Source organism: Deminuibacter soli (assembly GCF_003412455.1).
GTDB lineage: Bacteria > Bacteroidota > Bacteroidia > Chitinophagales > Chitinophagaceae > Deminuibacter > Deminuibacter soli.
Map to the genome: position 1 here is coordinate 920,440 of NZ_QTJU01000001.1, position 14,232 is coordinate 934,671.

Annotated in this window: 13 protein-coding genes; 9 read left to right on the forward strand and 4 right to left on the reverse strand. The window is 44.6% G+C overall.

Annotated elements, in window-relative coordinates:
• Positions 1 to 45: 45 nt before the first annotated feature.
• Positions 46 to 1,230 carry a DUF5009 domain-containing protein gene (locus tag DXN05_RS04065; RefSeq protein WP_116845914.1) on the reverse strand — a complete coding sequence of 395 codons (1,185 nt, stop codon included), beginning with the start codon at positions 1,228 to 1,230 and terminating at the stop codon, positions 46 to 48.
• Positions 1,231 to 1,472: 242 nt separating this feature from the next.
• Here DXN05_RS04065 and DXN05_RS04075 point away from each other — a divergent pair, with 242 nt between their 5' ends.
• The gene (locus DXN05_RS04075; protein ID WP_116845916.1) at positions 1,473 to 1,799 is read left to right on the forward strand and encodes a DUF6799 domain-containing protein; all 327 of its coding nucleotides are present in this window, start codon (positions 1,473 to 1,475) and stop codon (positions 1,797 to 1,799) included.
• A 64-nt stretch (positions 1,800 to 1,863) separates the two neighbouring features.
• On the opposite strand, the gene DXN05_RS24830 is transcribed toward DXN05_RS04075, so the two are convergent.
• Both DXN05_RS24830 and DXN05_RS04085 read right to left on the reverse strand, forming a co-directional pair.
• Positions 1,864 to 2,034, reverse strand: a complete 171-nt coding sequence (locus DXN05_RS24830) for a hypothetical protein (RefSeq protein ID WP_170148863.1) — start codon at positions 2,032 to 2,034, stop codon at positions 1,864 to 1,866.
• Positions 2,035 to 2,115: 81 nt separating this feature from the next.
• Positions 2,116 to 2,505 (reverse strand): VOC family protein, encoded by a 390-nt coding sequence (locus tag DXN05_RS04085; RefSeq protein ID WP_116846383.1) that lies wholly within the window; start codon positions 2,503 to 2,505, stop codon positions 2,116 to 2,118.
• Positions 2,506 to 2,851: 346 nt separating this feature from the next.
• Here DXN05_RS04085 and DXN05_RS04090 point away from each other — a divergent pair, with 346 nt between their 5' ends.
• Both DXN05_RS04090 and DXN05_RS04095 read left to right on the forward strand, forming a co-directional pair.
• Positions 2,852 to 3,088 (forward strand): DUF3820 family protein, encoded by a 237-nt coding sequence (locus tag DXN05_RS04090; RefSeq protein ID WP_116845918.1) that lies wholly within the window; start codon positions 2,852 to 2,854, stop codon positions 3,086 to 3,088.
• 30 nt (positions 3,089 to 3,118) lie between these two features.
• Complete coding sequence (locus DXN05_RS04095; RefSeq protein ID WP_116845919.1) at positions 3,119 to 4,792, forward strand: AsmA family protein; 1,674 nt, start codon at positions 3,119 to 3,121, stop codon at positions 4,790 to 4,792.
• Positions 4,793 to 5,080: 288 nt separating this feature from the next.
• Here DXN05_RS04095 and DXN05_RS04100 read toward each other — a convergent pair whose 3' ends face one another.
• Complete coding sequence (locus DXN05_RS04100) at positions 5,081 to 7,519, reverse strand: TonB-dependent receptor domain-containing protein (protein ID WP_116845920.1); 2,439 nt, start codon at positions 7,517 to 7,519, stop codon at positions 5,081 to 5,083.
• A 223-nt stretch (positions 7,520 to 7,742) separates the two neighbouring features.
• Between DXN05_RS04100 and DXN05_RS24565 the strand changes: the two genes are divergently transcribed.
• The 6 genes from DXN05_RS24565 to DXN05_RS04130 all read left to right on the forward strand — a co-directional run bounded on the left by DXN05_RS24565 (position 7,743) and on the right by DXN05_RS04130 (position 13,885).
• Positions 7,743 to 7,901, forward strand: a complete 159-nt coding sequence (locus DXN05_RS24565) for a hypothetical protein (protein ID WP_158559115.1) — start codon at positions 7,743 to 7,745, stop codon at positions 7,899 to 7,901.
• A gap of 235 nt (positions 7,902 to 8,136) precedes the next feature.
• A complete protein-coding gene (locus DXN05_RS04110; protein ID WP_116845922.1) occupies positions 8,137 to 8,970 on the forward strand; it encodes a CvfB family protein in 834 nt (277 codons plus the stop codon).
• Between the two features lie 851 nt (positions 8,971 to 9,821).
• Entirely contained in the window at positions 9,822 to 10,700 is an 879-nt protein-coding gene (locus DXN05_RS04115; RefSeq protein ID WP_158559116.1) for a sensor histidine kinase, read from the forward strand.
• A 172-nt stretch (positions 10,701 to 10,872) separates the two neighbouring features.
• Entirely contained in the window at positions 10,873 to 11,634 is a 762-nt protein-coding gene (locus DXN05_RS04120; protein ID WP_116845924.1) for a LytR/AlgR family response regulator transcription factor, read from the forward strand.
• A gap of 442 nt (positions 11,635 to 12,076) precedes the next feature.
• Positions 12,077 to 12,733, forward strand: coding sequence for a class I SAM-dependent methyltransferase (locus tag DXN05_RS04125; RefSeq protein WP_116845925.1), 657 nt, complete (start codon positions 12,077 to 12,079; stop codon positions 12,731 to 12,733).
• Positions 12,734 to 13,885, forward strand: a complete 1,152-nt coding sequence (locus DXN05_RS04130; RefSeq protein WP_116845926.1) for a hypothetical protein — start codon at positions 12,734 to 12,736, stop codon at positions 13,883 to 13,885.
• Positions 13,886 to 14,232: the final 347 nt, after the last annotated feature.

Consider the following 14,232-nt stretch of genomic DNA (forward strand, 5'->3'; position numbering starts at 1 on the left):
CTTACCGAAACAATAAGCATACCGAAGCCCCTGCCCTGCCTGTTGCTACACCTTCAAACGCAGCCGCTTTTTCTCCAGCACCCCGGTGAGCAGCACTGTGCCAAATGCCACGGCTGCAGCGCGCAGCAATCCTGTGGCCCCGTTGTTAAAAGCATGCGGGTACCTGAAATCGGTGTAGTAATAAATTGAGTACAGGAAGTAAGGCAACAGGTAACAGGTAAGCGTACTGGTGCCTGCAGGCATAATAAGTTTAAACCAGTGCTGCTTGTTTTTAATATCGATGAGCCAGATGAGCAGGGCAAAAAAAGCAATGCTGATACCGGTGCAGATCGCTACCCAGGCGGGCGTATCATGGTCTTTCGATATCCCATCTAGCGGCCGTACAATAAAACCGGTTATTATGCAAACCGCAGCCAGGGTAATAAGCAGGGCAAACAGCCTGGGGTTGTTTTGTGCAAACAATTGCGCGTAAATACCCGATACCACTACACCGGCCATTACCAGCGCCAGCATGGCACCGTTACCGCCCGGCCAGATGTACTCCCGCAAACCGTTTAAGTCGGAAATAATGTGTGCATGCACCAGCAACGAAAACACGAAGAAGAAAACAGCAGCTGCCACCTGCACCCAGAAACGCCCTTTTGAAAAGAGATAAATAAGCGCGCCTGTGCCGTAAGCCCAGCCTATGAGCCCCAGTATGCCCCACCAGCTGGTTTGCAGGTACTGCGGCGCCTCGTCTGTTCCGCCCTTGTACAATACAGCCAATATAATGAGTATGGCCACACCGATGCCCTGCAGCACATAACGCCGTGCTTTGGGCATGGCAGGCGGATAATCGAGCCATATGAGGAAAAATGCGGCGGTTATACCAAACTCCCATACAGGCCGCAGCACATCGTAGGTCTCGTTAAACTCTTCGAGGTTTACATGATAAAAACCCATTACGATTAAAGCAAAGGCCCGCACTATAATATACCAGGCTATTTTATATACCGGCTCGCCACGTTTTAAACGGTTGTTAATGGCGAGCGGCAGGGACAGGCCAACAATAAACAGGAAAGCCGGGAAAACCGTATCTGCCAGCCCAAGGGCATCTTCATCCGGTTTGGCATGTTCAATCCACGAGGGAATATGCCGTACTGTATCGGCATCGTTTACAAAAACCATCAGCAGCATGGTTATGGCGCGGAAGACATCGATGGACCGTTGACGATTATACAGTGGTTTCATTGAAAATGGAAAATAAAGTCACTCAATATACAGTTACCCATGCATACGTGTTCGTTTTTGTGCATTTGTAATGCAGGGCGGTTTAATTTCAACCCCTGTAAAATGCCTGCAATGCAGCGGGCACAACTGCTAGCAGCCGGATTAATTCTGTGTAAAAATTCCACACACATATAAGTGTTCATTTTATGTATCGCCCTTATTGCGAGAAAACTAGTTGTAACTTTAAGTAAAATGAAAACCATATGAAAAAGCTATTCCTGCTCTTTGCGCTGCTCACATTTGGTGTGGTAGCGGCTAACGCGCAAGACACATCTATGCACAAGATGAAAGAAGCGCACCACAAAATGAAAGATTGCATTGCAATGAAGGATGGAAAGGTTTGGGTGATGAAGGATGGAAAAACCTGGGAAATGAAAAAAGACATGACTTTGTCTGACGGTTCTGTTGTAATGAAAGATGGTTCCGTAAAAAAATCAACCGGTGAAACCGTGATGCTGAAAGAAGGCCAGTGCATTTATATGAATGGCAAAATCAGCGACATGAAAATGAAAGATCCCGGCGGCATGTAGCTTACAAACGAGACAAACAAAACAAGATTTTAAAAGCCCGGCACGTGCATGCCGGGCTTTATATTTAGCTTTTAGAACCGCCGCTCATTTTACCCAGCAGCCATATTACCAGCACTATAACAATTACCACCAGGATTATACCCCACCACATACCGGCTTTAAATATGGTACCGATAGCCTGGCAACTGCTTAATGCAACTGCAAGCGCCAACATAAAAGGAAGTACACGTTTCATATGGTTCAACATTTATTTGATGTTATAAATAATTAGCAAAGCAGTTAGAAATATTATGCCAAAGTTTACCGTTCCAGCTTATCAGGGCTGCGGCATCGAATGCAGGCCAATACGGTTTCCCTCTGTATCTATAATTACAGCCATGTAGCCATACTCGGGCGTTATCTGTGTTTTAGGAACCATTATCTTGCCGCCGGCCTGCGTTACTTTATCCAGTATCCACTGCACATCGGGGTTGGCATTGAGGTAAATTAGCGGCCCGTCTGTTTCGGAAGGCTTGTGAAAACCACCGCTGTCGCACAAGGCACCACCTACGCCTGTCATATCTTTTAAGGGGAACATGCGCATTTTCAGGTTCGGCATTTCCATGGGTATCATATTGATCCCGAAAATGGTTTCATAAAAACGCTGGGCGCGGTCAAGGTCGGTCGCCGGTATTTCAAACCAGCTGATGGCATTGCTGAAGATCATGGTACAGTAGTTTTCAGTACTTACAAAATACAATCAATAAGGTTGTACCGCAGCTGCGTGTTTAACATCCGGGGTGCCGGCTGTAACCTGCCCGTTTTAATCTCCTTTTATAGTTTTCAGCCTTGCTTTAGGCGCTATTTAATTGCACGGGGCAGTACTGCATTGTAATTTTGTTTCAGCAATAAGGGCAACAGAATCAGTTGCGACATTTGCACTCAACTAAATACAAAAAGGTGTTTTTCATAGGTTAGCAACGGCCTGCTTTTTCCAAAGCCAAGGCCTTTTTTTTGCCCCTGCACCAACGCTGTTTAAATACATTTATCTTGCCGCTTTTTAAACAGTATACATGCAAACTCCGGAGCAGCCCGCCGCCAATCCCATATTACAACAACTGGTTACCATGAAAATGCCCTTTGGCAAATACAAGGATCATTTGCTGTGCGACCTGCCTGTTTCTTACCTCGAATGGTTTCAGCGCAAAGGATTTCCCAAAGGTTCTATGGGCATGTTACTGCAAACCATGTATGAAATAAAACTCAACGGGCTGGAATACCTGCTGGAACCCCTGAAGCGCAAACGGTAATTGGTACGGTTTTGCTGATACATTAGTTCTATGAAAAAGCTACTGATTGTATCAGCCATTGTGCTTGTGGCCGGCGCAGCCGGCGTACTGGCCTACCTGCATTTTACCAGGAACAAAGACCTTACGCCGCTTGTAACCAAAAAACTGCAGCAACTGGTGCATGATGGCTCGGGCGGCTTGTACAACCTGAAAGTAGATAGCATTGAGCTGGATGTAATTGCCGGCAATATCCTGCTGTACAATGCCAGCCTGCAGGCCGATTCTTCAGTATTGCAACAAATGAAACAGACCAACCGCGCGCCTGAAAACGTGTTTCGCGTATCGGTTAAACTGCTCGATTTAAAAGGTCTTTCCCCGAAAACGCTGCTCGACAAAAAGAATATTGATCTCAGTACCCTGCATATACGGGAACCAAAAGTGGAAATATTTCACCAAACAGCCAGTGAAGCCAAATCGCCGGACAGCCTGTACCATAAAATAGGGAAGGAACTGCATTCTTTTAAACTCGGCGATCTGCTGCTTGATAAAATTGCCTTTACCTACTACGACCTCGACAAAGGAGGCAAAACAACGCACCTCGACAACCTGAGTTGCCATTTCACCAACATACTGGTTGATTCTACCACACAGCACGATACCACGCGTTTTTTATTCGCGAAAGAAGCGGTGTTGCTGCTCAGCAATTATGAGCACATCAGCAAAAGTGGTTTGTATCGCTTTGCTATTGATTCTATGACCATGGTGGCTACCTCGCGGCAGATACATATCCGCAACCTTACCCTGCGGCCTGCAGGCAAAAAAGAAGACTTCAGCAGCAAAATAAAACTCCGGCAAGACCGCTATGATTTACACATCAGCAATATTTCTGCGAGCAATGTGGATTGGTTTAACCTCCTCATCAACAAAACCATGATTGCCGATGAAGTGAACATTTCAAACGGCAGCTGGGAAATATTCAGCGACCAGCGGGTGCCTCCTTCCAATGAATCGAAACTCGGCTCCTTCCCGCATCAGAAACTCACCCAACTGCTGATGCCGGTGTATATAAAAAATATACGGATACATGACCTCGATATCATTTACCAGGAGTTTAACCCGCTTTCAGGCCAGAAAGGTACCGTTGAGTTTTACCATGCAGATGGCGTGATTAGCAATGTAACCAATGCAGTGGATAAAATAAAAGCCAACCAGTACATGGAAATAAAAGCCCATGCAGCTTTTATGCAGCAGGCAAGAATTGATGCCACCATACGGTTTGATTTAAAAAATGCGGCAGCCGGTTTATTTACAGTAGATGGCAAAGTAGGCAACATGGATGTTACACACCTTAACAAGGCCACTATTCCGCTGGGCCTGTTTGATGTAAAAAGCGGTACCCTGAAACAGTTTACGTTTCACATGGAAGGCAATAACCGCAGGTCTGCTGCAACCACCAGTGTTACGTACAGCGATCTTAAAGTAAATGCCATGGCCAAAGATGAAGACCATCCCGGGGAAGTAAAGAAAAAAGGACTGGCCACATTTATTGCCAACAATTTCATGCTCGCCAAATCGAGCCCTGACAAAGGCAGTTCGCCCATTGAACAGCATGTAACCTTTACCAAAACACCACAGCAAACGTTCTGGGGCTTTATCTGGAAAACAGTGATGGAAGGCATACGCCCATCTATTAAGGGGCAAAAAGAGAAGAAAAAAGATGCATAGAAAAAGCTGTTATGTTAATTATGCGTACAGCACCATCATCAAAGTTCAAACGTCGATGGCGGATTAACTGCAAAAGCTGCATAAATACACACAGTAAAGCAATCTTTAATGTATTTTTTAAAAAATTTGATGGTCTTTATTGGTTATTTAATTGTGTAGCACTCAGCCTTGATGTACCTTTACATTACAAAACAACAACAACTACACCAGTAGTTCACATAACTAAAGATGGTGTTTTTCATAGGTTAGCAACGGCCCGCCTTGTCCAAGGCATGGGCCTTTTTTCTTTTAGGTACGTACCCTGTTTTGTTCATCTGCAGCGCCTTCATGTCTGCCCGCAGGTTTATCACTCAAGACTTTCCCGAAACGCCAGGTAAACGAAATATTGATCACACGCGAATCGCGCTTCTGTATAAAATGTTCGTGCACGTTCTGGTAAAAAATATCGCCGTTGGTTACACGCGTATAAAAGATATCGCGTGCATTGAGTTTAATAGTTCCCTTGTTATGCAACACCTGTTTTGAAATGCCGGCCGACACATCGCCCTGCGGCTGTATCCTGAACTGCCCTTCCACATCTTTTGAATTATAATAACCCGACAACTCTGCTGCCCAGCCGTGTTTAAACTTAAACTGGTTGTTGGCGTTGAACTGCCCGTTAAAGGCACTTGTTTTTACATCATCTCCATTATTGTAGCCTCGCACGGTTTTGTAATTGATATCGCTGTGCAGTGTAGTGCTGAACCAGGGAGCCACCTGCAGCTGTGCATTAAAGCTTACCCCGGCTGTTTGCAGGTTGCCCAGGTTGCCTTGCCCCAGTATGGTAATATTATCAAACGAGTTGAAGATCTCGGTCATGAACTGCGTGGTACGGCTATAATTAAGCGTAGCAGTAAACATGCCCTTATACACGTAGCTCAGTTCAATATTGTTGGTGTATTGCGGGTTCAGGAAAGGGTTGCCCTGTTCATAGGTGTATTTGTTGATAAAGAAAATAAACGGGTTCAGCTGCTGGTAGCCCGGCCTGTCTATACGGCGGCCAAGCGACAAAGAAAACTGGTTGTTTGTATTTACGTTATAGGTAATGTAAGCCGTGGGAAACAGGCTGCCATAGCTGCGCTTAAAAGAAGAATCTGCCTTTTGCGCATTACCCAGCTGATGCCCTTTGGCCTGGGTGTTCTCGTAACGCAAGCCCCCCTGTAATTGCCACTTGCCTATTTGCCCGTTCAGGTTTATATAGGCTGCATTAATATTTTCCCTGTAAATAAAATGGTTGGTTTTGCCATAATCAGGCAACCAGTTGCCGCCAACAAGATTATAGTACCCGGCAGTGTTGTCGGTTTTTACATAACTGCTTTTTGCACCTGCTTCAAGCTTTAAACCATGACTAAATGTTTTGGTGTAATCTGCCTTGGCTGCAAAAATGTCAATCTTCGATGGCAGGTCGCCCTTAATGGTTTCATCCGTTTCCGGTTTATTGGTGGGGTAAGTTGTGTTGTTGAAAAACTGCTGAGCAGTGGATGACTGATAGGTAATATAATCCAGGTCGGCCGACAAATCCTGCGTGGAATCAAACTGGTGATGCAGGTTCAGGTTAATGCCGCCGTTTTTCCAGCGGTTGAAATCGGTATTGGCAGTGGTTGTCACAGAATCGGCGTGGCCGGCTGCATTGTTCCAGAAGCCGGTGCTGGCGTTGTAAATATTGCGTGGCGCAATAAAACCAGTGCCTGTGATACCGATGGTGGTTTTGCGGCTCAGGTTGTAATCCATTCCCAGTTTCAGGTTGTTAGAATGGCGTTTGAAAATAATGTTGGTAGGCTGGTCAAACACAGATGCGATTGTTTTTCCATCCTGCTCATAATAAGTGCGGGTAAGGTGCAGGTTATTAAAATCTTTGTTGCTGTTATAACTGTAGTTGGCAAACACGTTCAGTTTGCTGCTTCGGTAATTGAGGTTAATGCTGTTGCTTGATTTGGCATAACGGCCCTGCCCGTACCCGGCGGTAATGCTGCCATTGAAACCGCGTGTTTTATTTTTCTTTGTTTTGATATTGATTACGCCTGCATTGCCCGATGCATCGTACCGGGCCGAAGGGTTCGTCATAATTTCAATTTGATCAAGCTGGTTGGCGTTCATGTTAGTGAGCAGGTTAGCCAGGTCGGTACCCGACATATAGGCAGGCTTGCCATCGAGCATCACCAGCACATTCTGCTTGCCTTTTAAACTGATGTTCCCATCCTTGTCAACCGTTACGCCGGGCGACTTTTCGAGCACTTCCAGGGCTGTTGCACCTACGTTTGAAATGGATGCATCTACATTCACCACCATCTTGTCGGGTTTAATTTCGAGCAAAGGTTTTTTACTCACAACGGTCACACCACCGATAGCTGCGGCTGTTTGGGTAAGACTGAAACTGCCCAGCACCACAGGCTTTGCTTCAATGGTAACAGGTGCGGAATAATAGGCGGCATGGCCTATGGCTGAAACAGCAACCAGGTAATGGCCGGCAGCTACCTGTTCAAACACAAACAGGCCGTCTTTGGCAGTCACTGTCATTTTTACCAACGATGAATCAGCCAGTTTTAACAAAGTAACCGTAGCACCTTCTACGGGTTTCTCATCAGCGCTTTTTACGGTACCGCTCACAGCAACACCTGTTGCCTGTGCCTGTGAAACAATAACCATAGACAGCACCATCAAATACAACAGGAGTAAGCGTTTTCTCATTTACGATTTTTTGTAAGGATGAATGGATGCACAATCTGCGAATGTAAAATTGCAGCACCACAACCAACACAAAAAAGTATTTGGGGTGAGCGGAAAGAATAATGTACGAAAGGTTTCTTATACAGTTCAAATGGATTTTTCCGCCTTTCGCATAAACGTTTTATCCATTTGTACAAACTGGTATGTGAATTGCACCGTACGTACAAACCAAAATCACGTACACATGAAAAGGAAATGGAAGCTCAAGGAAAAATGGACCCGGGCTGTTGTAAGGCTCACCGGCAGCCGTGCTAAAAAAAGCAAAGTGATGAAAGACGGATTTGAAATAATCCAGGAGGTAGATGCCATTGAAGATGCAGCCTACTATTTTCCAAAATCCTGATCACACCATGCAGTTAATTGTACAAACCTACTTTCCCCATTCCTCAGCATGCCACACCTTCCCTTACGGGTGTGCCGGCATTTTATTGCCCTGTTAACCGGTTGCCTCATTAACCGGCCGTTACTGTATTGCCTTTCCTTTACCGGTGTTTCCTGTTATGCGCCACCAACCGGTTGCCGCCAACTTCCTGTTTACACATATTTAATGATACCTTTACAGCTTAGAAACATTTGCTATGATTAAAGTTGGGGAATACAATTTGTTGAAAGTTTTGCGCAAGGTTGAATTCGGGGTGTACCTCGATGACGGCCATGAAGGAATATTGCTTCCCAAACGGTTTGTACCGCGCGGCCTCAACACCGGCGATGAAATAAAAGTGTTTCTATACCATGATTCAGACAACCGTCTTATTGCCACCACGCAACAGGCCAAAATAAGTGTGGGTGAAATAGCCATGCTGAAGGCCGTTTCGGTAACACCGCAGGGCGCGTTTCTTGACTGGGGTTTAATGAAAGACCTGTTTGTAGCCAAATCGCAGCAAATCACCAGCATGCGCAGCGGTGGTTTGTACCTGGTGCGCGCCTATATTGACGAGCAGACCGGCCGTGTAGCGGCAACCGAAAAACTGGATCACACACTCAGCAACGAGCACCTCACAGTAAAAGAAAAAGATGAAGTAGACCTGGTAGTATACCGCCGCAGTGATGTGGGTTACGTGGTTATTATTAATGGCATGCATACCGGCCTGCTGTACTTTAATGAAGTGTATACCGACCTGGAGCCAGGCAACAGGCTGAAAGGCTTTATCAAAAAAATACGCGAAGACAACAAGATTGATGTGGTAGCCGGCAAGGCAGGTTACGAGAAAGTAGATGATGCCACGGCAAAGGTGCTGCAGTTGCTGAAGCAGCACAATGGCTACCTGCCTTATAATGACAAGAGTGACCCGGAAGATATATACCAATTTTTTGGTATGAGTAAAAAGACGTTTAAAATGACAACCGGCGCGTTATACAAGCAACAGAAAATTAATTTTACCAAAACCGGTATACAGCTATTGGAAGACTGAAAAAAAAGATTATTTTTATTCGTTCATTGTCGGATTTTATCCAATATATCAAGAAAAGCTACCGGGAAAAGGTGTTTTTAGGATTGCACCTTTCCGTCCGGGTAAGCAAGCAACCCAAAATCTTACCAACCCCACGTCAGCGATACTTGCCGCCATATAAAAATGAGCCGGGCAGTATGGCCTCCAATTAAAAGCAGACGCATTGCATAAAACAATGCGTTATGGTTTTTTCTTATTAGCGGCACAGCCGTTTCACATGGGAGAATAACTATGTTTTTTCTGTTGCAAAACTGTTGTTTTTCACATTTTTTGTCAGGTGTAACCGCAGTAATTTGGGTGCATCAATTGATAAAAGAAGCGGAAGCAAATATCCGTCGGTGTAAATGTTCAAGATACATTTATCCCCTGACCGGGAAATAATGGTACGCATATGAATAGATCTGTTTATCTAAAAAAGCCAGGCGGGAAAAAAAATTAAAAAGCCTTTAAATTAAGGGCCGGGTTATCCTATGAGAACGATGAATTATGTAACTTTTCTATCCGATTCTTTGGTCAAATGCAGGACCGGAATTGCATTATTCTCCAGACACAACGGTCTGTTCAAAAAAGGAAATCAGAAAGAAGCCAACTTTGAATCACCAGTTTTTTGGGACAAAGGCCATTCAATCATTAACCCGTCCTCCAGGAAAAGGAAGCATGGAATAACGAAGAAAGGAATATATCTGGCACCGAAAGCAGGAGGAATATACTATTTCATTAGCGTGATAACTGCGTTACTACTCATAAGCGCGCCTTCATGGAATTATTCTTCCATGAGCACCGGCTGGTTGCAGTCCATATGCCCTGGTGGTATGGTCAAAAACGCATCTGCCGGGTTCGCTTTGCTTGCCGATATCGATATTACCGGGATTGTTTCCGGTAATGCCCTGTTAGCCGGATTAATGTTTCTGCTGCCCGGTTTAAAACAAATGCTTGTAATATGGTATGGTGAATTGCTGCTCACTGCTTTTTGCGGCGCCTCCCTGCTGATATATGTACGCCATGTATACGACAGGAAAAAAGAGAAAATGGCCTACCACAACCGTTTGCTCGAAATGCAGGCAAAAGCGCTGACCAACCAGATGAACCCGCACTTCATCTACAATTCACTGAGTACCGTGCAGCACCTGATTATGATTGATGAAAAACAGAAGGCCTTTGACTATATATCCGATTTCTCGCTGCTGATGCGCCAAATGCTCACCAACACCCGCAAATCGTATATATCACTGGATGATGAAGTGGATTTTCTGAAACGCTACCTCGAACTCGAGAAAATCCGTTTTATCAACGCCTTCCAGTACGAATTTCATATTGATGAAGACCTGCGCAGCAACAGCTATTGCATTCCTTCCATGCTTATTCAGCCCATCCTGGAAAATGCAATTAAACACGGGTTTTCACCAAAACGGGAAAACAACCTGCTGAAAGTAACCATGGTGGCACAAAACGATCTGGTGATTTGCAGCGTAGATGATAATGGGATTGGCTGGAAAAAGAAAAATTCTGATTTTACCACTACCATTAAACACGAATCAACAGCACTAACCATTTTGCGCGAAAGACTGAACCTGATTAAATCATACAACGGCAACAGCGGCAACCTGGAGATTATTGACAAATTCCTGGCAGACAACCAGCAGACAGGCACTATCGTAAAAATTTACATCCCGATTATCAATTCGCTCTAAAACCAACTGCTTAATACCAATCCTATTCTTAACCAAAACACAGCCCATGACCAGAAAATAACAATCCCGACAAAAAACCAAAGCACTAAAAACAACAACCCATGATCCTTACCAAACCTTTCAACTTAATTCATGCACTAAAAACAATTGTAACAAACCAAAACTCTACTTTATGAAAACAATCAAGGCTGCCCTTGTAGACGACGAGATCTCGAATCTCCAGATTATGAAAAATATCCTGGAGAACCAATGCGAGGATGTGGAGATAGTATGGGCTACAGACAACCTGGAGGATGCGCATAAATACATCAGGGAAAAGGAAGTAGATGTCATTTTTATGGATATTGAAATGCCGCCGCACAGCTCATTTCAGTTACTCGAAAACCTTTCTAAGCCCAACTTCGAAGTAATATTCGTAACGGCTTACCAGGAATATGCGTTAAAAGCCATTAAAATGGCCGCACTGGACTATATACTGAAACCCATTAAAGGTTCGGACATTGTTCAGGTGATTAACAAGCTGCGCACCATGCGCAAAGACAAATTCGGCGAATTAACCGGTTTAATTAAACACTACCTGAATGGCATGCCCGACAATTTTTCCAAAATTGTGGTACATGTGGCAGATGGGTACGATGTGGTAGACATCAGCAACATTATTTACATTGAAGCGCTGGACAGCTATACCAAAGTAAAACTGCCAGGCAATGTTTCGTATGTAACCTCGCGTTCGCTGAAAGATTTTGAAGACCTGCTGTCGGAAAAAGGATTTTACCGCGTGCACAAGTCATACCTGATCAACTTCAGGCATATTATGAAAATTGTGAAAGGCGTGGCTGCTTCGGTTATTATGACCAACGGTACCTGCATTCCCATTTCTGCACGCAAACGTGATATCTTCTTTACCGAGCTGAAAGGAGTAATTTCTTTCTAAAACTGTATTAACAGCAAACACAACAATATCCAAAATCCAAGAACGATCAATGAAAAACAGCTTTGCTTACAATACAACGACTATTAGCCCATTTACATTTCAATCAAGCCACCTGAAGGCTGCCGGGACGCCCCAAAACGGAATTTCCGCTTAAAGGTTGTCCCGGAGCCCGACGGTACTTGTATATCCGCTCCCGCTTGTTTATTCCCCTTCTGCGTTCTGGCTGTTTTATATCAAGCATTTGTCATTGTAAATAAAATGCTTAACCGCTCCGGCCAACGTTTCTGCCCGGCTTTACTTTCTCTATTTGCTGCATTCACGAATAAAACTGCACACTTCACCAGTTTTACGCTTTGCGCTTTCCCCCGGTAATTATTTTTATGCTGCCAATTGTGTGTTGCACACACCTGTTTTGTAAACAGCCACGCAAATACCGATAGCTATGACCGCTACATTATCCAACAAACACCTGCTCAGCTTTTTAAAGTCGCATGATTACCATGTAAATTTTATTGACAGGCTGAAAGTGTACTACCGGCCGATGGTATGCCCGTTTGTGGACCTGATAGGCCTGGTGAAACCTGGTGAAAAAGTAGGCGATATAGGCTGTGGCTCAGGGCAGTTTTGCCTGCTGCTGGCCCGGTTTGCCAAACCTTCTTACCTGTTTGGTATTGAAATAAGCGACAAACTGATTGACAATGCGCGGCAATTGTTTAAAGGCCATGAACCCAACCTGTACACTTTTGAAAAATACGACGGCCAAACCTTTCCCGATGCCATCGGGGAGCTGGATATTGTGTTTTTGAATGATGTGTTACACCATGTGCCCAAACAGCACCAGCAAACATTTGTAGCCGATTTAATTAAAAAAATGAAACCCGGCGCCCGGCTGGTATTGAAAGATATTGACGGCGCCAGTCCGTTTGTATATTTCAACAAACTGCACGACCTGGTTTTTGCCGGCGAAATAGGCAATGAACGCTCGTTTGCCACAGCGCAGCAATGGCTGCAACAAAATGGCCTGCGTATTACAATGGCTACCAAAAAACGCATGTACGTATACGCACACTATACCATAGTTGCAATAAAAGAAAGCTAAATGATAAAGAAGCTGTTTTTTGTTTTCTGTATTTCACTGCTGGCGATGTATCCCATTTACAAGAATTTTTACAATGGCCGCGCAGTATTAACCTATCAGCGTCATATTGCCCTGATTAACGGGAACTCTGAATATTACAATCCCTGGCAGTACCGCATGCTGAGCCCTGAAATTATTGAAGGACTGATGTGGGTGTATAACCATACGGTTGACAAGGTGTATCCTATTGAAGAGAAGTTTCATTTTCAGCTGAACCCGACTTCAAACCCTACACCGGAAACCGTTGAGTTTTTTACCTTGCTGCAAACCAGGGGCGCCCTGAAATATACTGTAGTGTTTATCCTGTTCCGGTTTTGCCTTAATTTCCTGGTATTGTCGCTCGCGTTTTTATTATGGCAAAAGCTTGTACGCAGCAGGTGGTTAAAATGGACGGGATTAATTATTGTATCGCTGGCTATGGGCAACGGTGTTATTGCCAGCGATCTCGTGTTCAGCACCTACCTCGACAATGTGTTTTACCTGCTAACCGCTATTATTATTGTATACAACAAAAATCCGCGCTGGCTATTACTCATTGTGCCGCTGGCTGCATTTAACCGGGAAACATCCCTGCTTATCCCCTTCCTGTTTTTTGTATCGATGATGGATTTTTCCCAATTCAGTTTCAAACGCTTTAACCTGGCTGCTATCCGTTTCCCGGCAAAGCAGGTATGGCTGCTTACCAGTATTTTATACGTATTGTTCTTCTCCATCTTCATAGCTGTACGCGTGCATTACGGTTACCGGCCACCGCAGATATGGAAGGTGCCTGCCGGCATTCCCATGCTGAAGCTGAACCTGCTGAGTTCAATGGCACCCAAATCGTATTTCGAGCTGCTGGGTGTAATGAGCATTATCCCGCTGATTATTATTTACCAGTTTAAACGGTTTCCCCTGCGCATGCGGGTATGGTTCCTGGCACTGGTACCCATTTGGTTCGCGGTGCATTGCTACACGGTGGTGGCTTATCAAACCCGTATATTCCTGGTGCCGCTGATTATTATACTGGTACCTATGTTATTGTGGTTAATTGAAAACGATTACCAGCAGCAAGACACGCCGGAAGAACCTGCAGCAGGCAAAAAATCCTCCAGGCAGCTGACAACCTATTAAGATCAGCAATACTATATTATATTATAACAAGGGCGCCCGGCAGGCGCCCTTGTTGCAGTAAAGCGGGTTACAATTGCGCATGCGGCAGCCTGAAATGAACGTGCTAAATAAGCGATAAAAGAATAATATCAATTTGCAGCTGCCTTCACAAAGCCCTTTACACAGCGCTTTATTTTGCCGCATTAGCCATATAAAGCGCATCGTTTAACCGCTGAAATTCGACGGATATCAGATAAAAAGTGATGTTCACTTAAAAATAAAATTATGCGCTTTCCTTCTGCCTAATTTGGACACTGAAAATACTGTTATGCCAGTTGCTGGCAGGCATTTATTCACCTTAATACCGT

What these genes read in the sequence shown, in the direction of transcription:
- DXN05_RS04065 (WP_116845914.1), bottom strand. Translation starts at nt 1,230, where the DNA reads ATGAAACCACTGTATAATCGTCAACGGTCCATCGATGTCTTCCGCGCC.
- DXN05_RS04075 (WP_116845916.1), top strand. Translation starts at nt 1,473, where the DNA reads ATGAAAAAGCTATTCCTGCTCTTTGCGCTGCTCACATTTGGTGTGGTA.
- DXN05_RS24830 (WP_170148863.1), bottom strand. Translation starts at nt 2,034, where the DNA reads ATGAAACGTGTACTTCCTTTTATGTTGGCGCTTGCAGTTGCATTAAGC.
- DXN05_RS04085 (WP_116846383.1), bottom strand. Translation starts at nt 2,505, where the DNA reads ATGATCTTCAGCAATGCCATCAGCTGGTTTGAAATACCGGCGACCGAC.
- DXN05_RS04090 (WP_116845918.1), top strand. Translation starts at nt 2,852, where the DNA reads ATGCAAACTCCGGAGCAGCCCGCCGCCAATCCCATATTACAACAACTG.
- DXN05_RS04095 (WP_116845919.1), top strand. Translation starts at nt 3,119, where the DNA reads ATGAAAAAGCTACTGATTGTATCAGCCATTGTGCTTGTGGCCGGCGCA.
- DXN05_RS04100 (WP_116845920.1), bottom strand. Translation starts at nt 7,519, where the DNA reads ATGAGAAAACGCTTACTCCTGTTGTATTTGATGGTGCTGTCTATGGTT.
- DXN05_RS24565 (WP_158559115.1), top strand. Translation starts at nt 7,743, where the DNA reads ATGAAAAGGAAATGGAAGCTCAAGGAAAAATGGACCCGGGCTGTTGTA.
- DXN05_RS04110 (WP_116845922.1), top strand. Translation starts at nt 8,137, where the DNA reads ATGATTAAAGTTGGGGAATACAATTTGTTGAAAGTTTTGCGCAAGGTT.
- DXN05_RS04115 (WP_158559116.1), top strand. Translation starts at nt 9,822, where the DNA reads ATGGTCAAAAACGCATCTGCCGGGTTCGCTTTGCTTGCCGATATCGAT.
- DXN05_RS04120 (WP_116845924.1), top strand. Translation starts at nt 10,873, where the DNA reads ATGAAAACAATCAAGGCTGCCCTTGTAGACGACGAGATCTCGAATCTC.
- DXN05_RS04125 (WP_116845925.1), top strand. Translation starts at nt 12,077, where the DNA reads ATGACCGCTACATTATCCAACAAACACCTGCTCAGCTTTTTAAAGTCG.
- DXN05_RS04130 (WP_116845926.1), top strand. Translation starts at nt 12,734, where the DNA reads ATGATAAAGAAGCTGTTTTTTGTTTTCTGTATTTCACTGCTGGCGATG.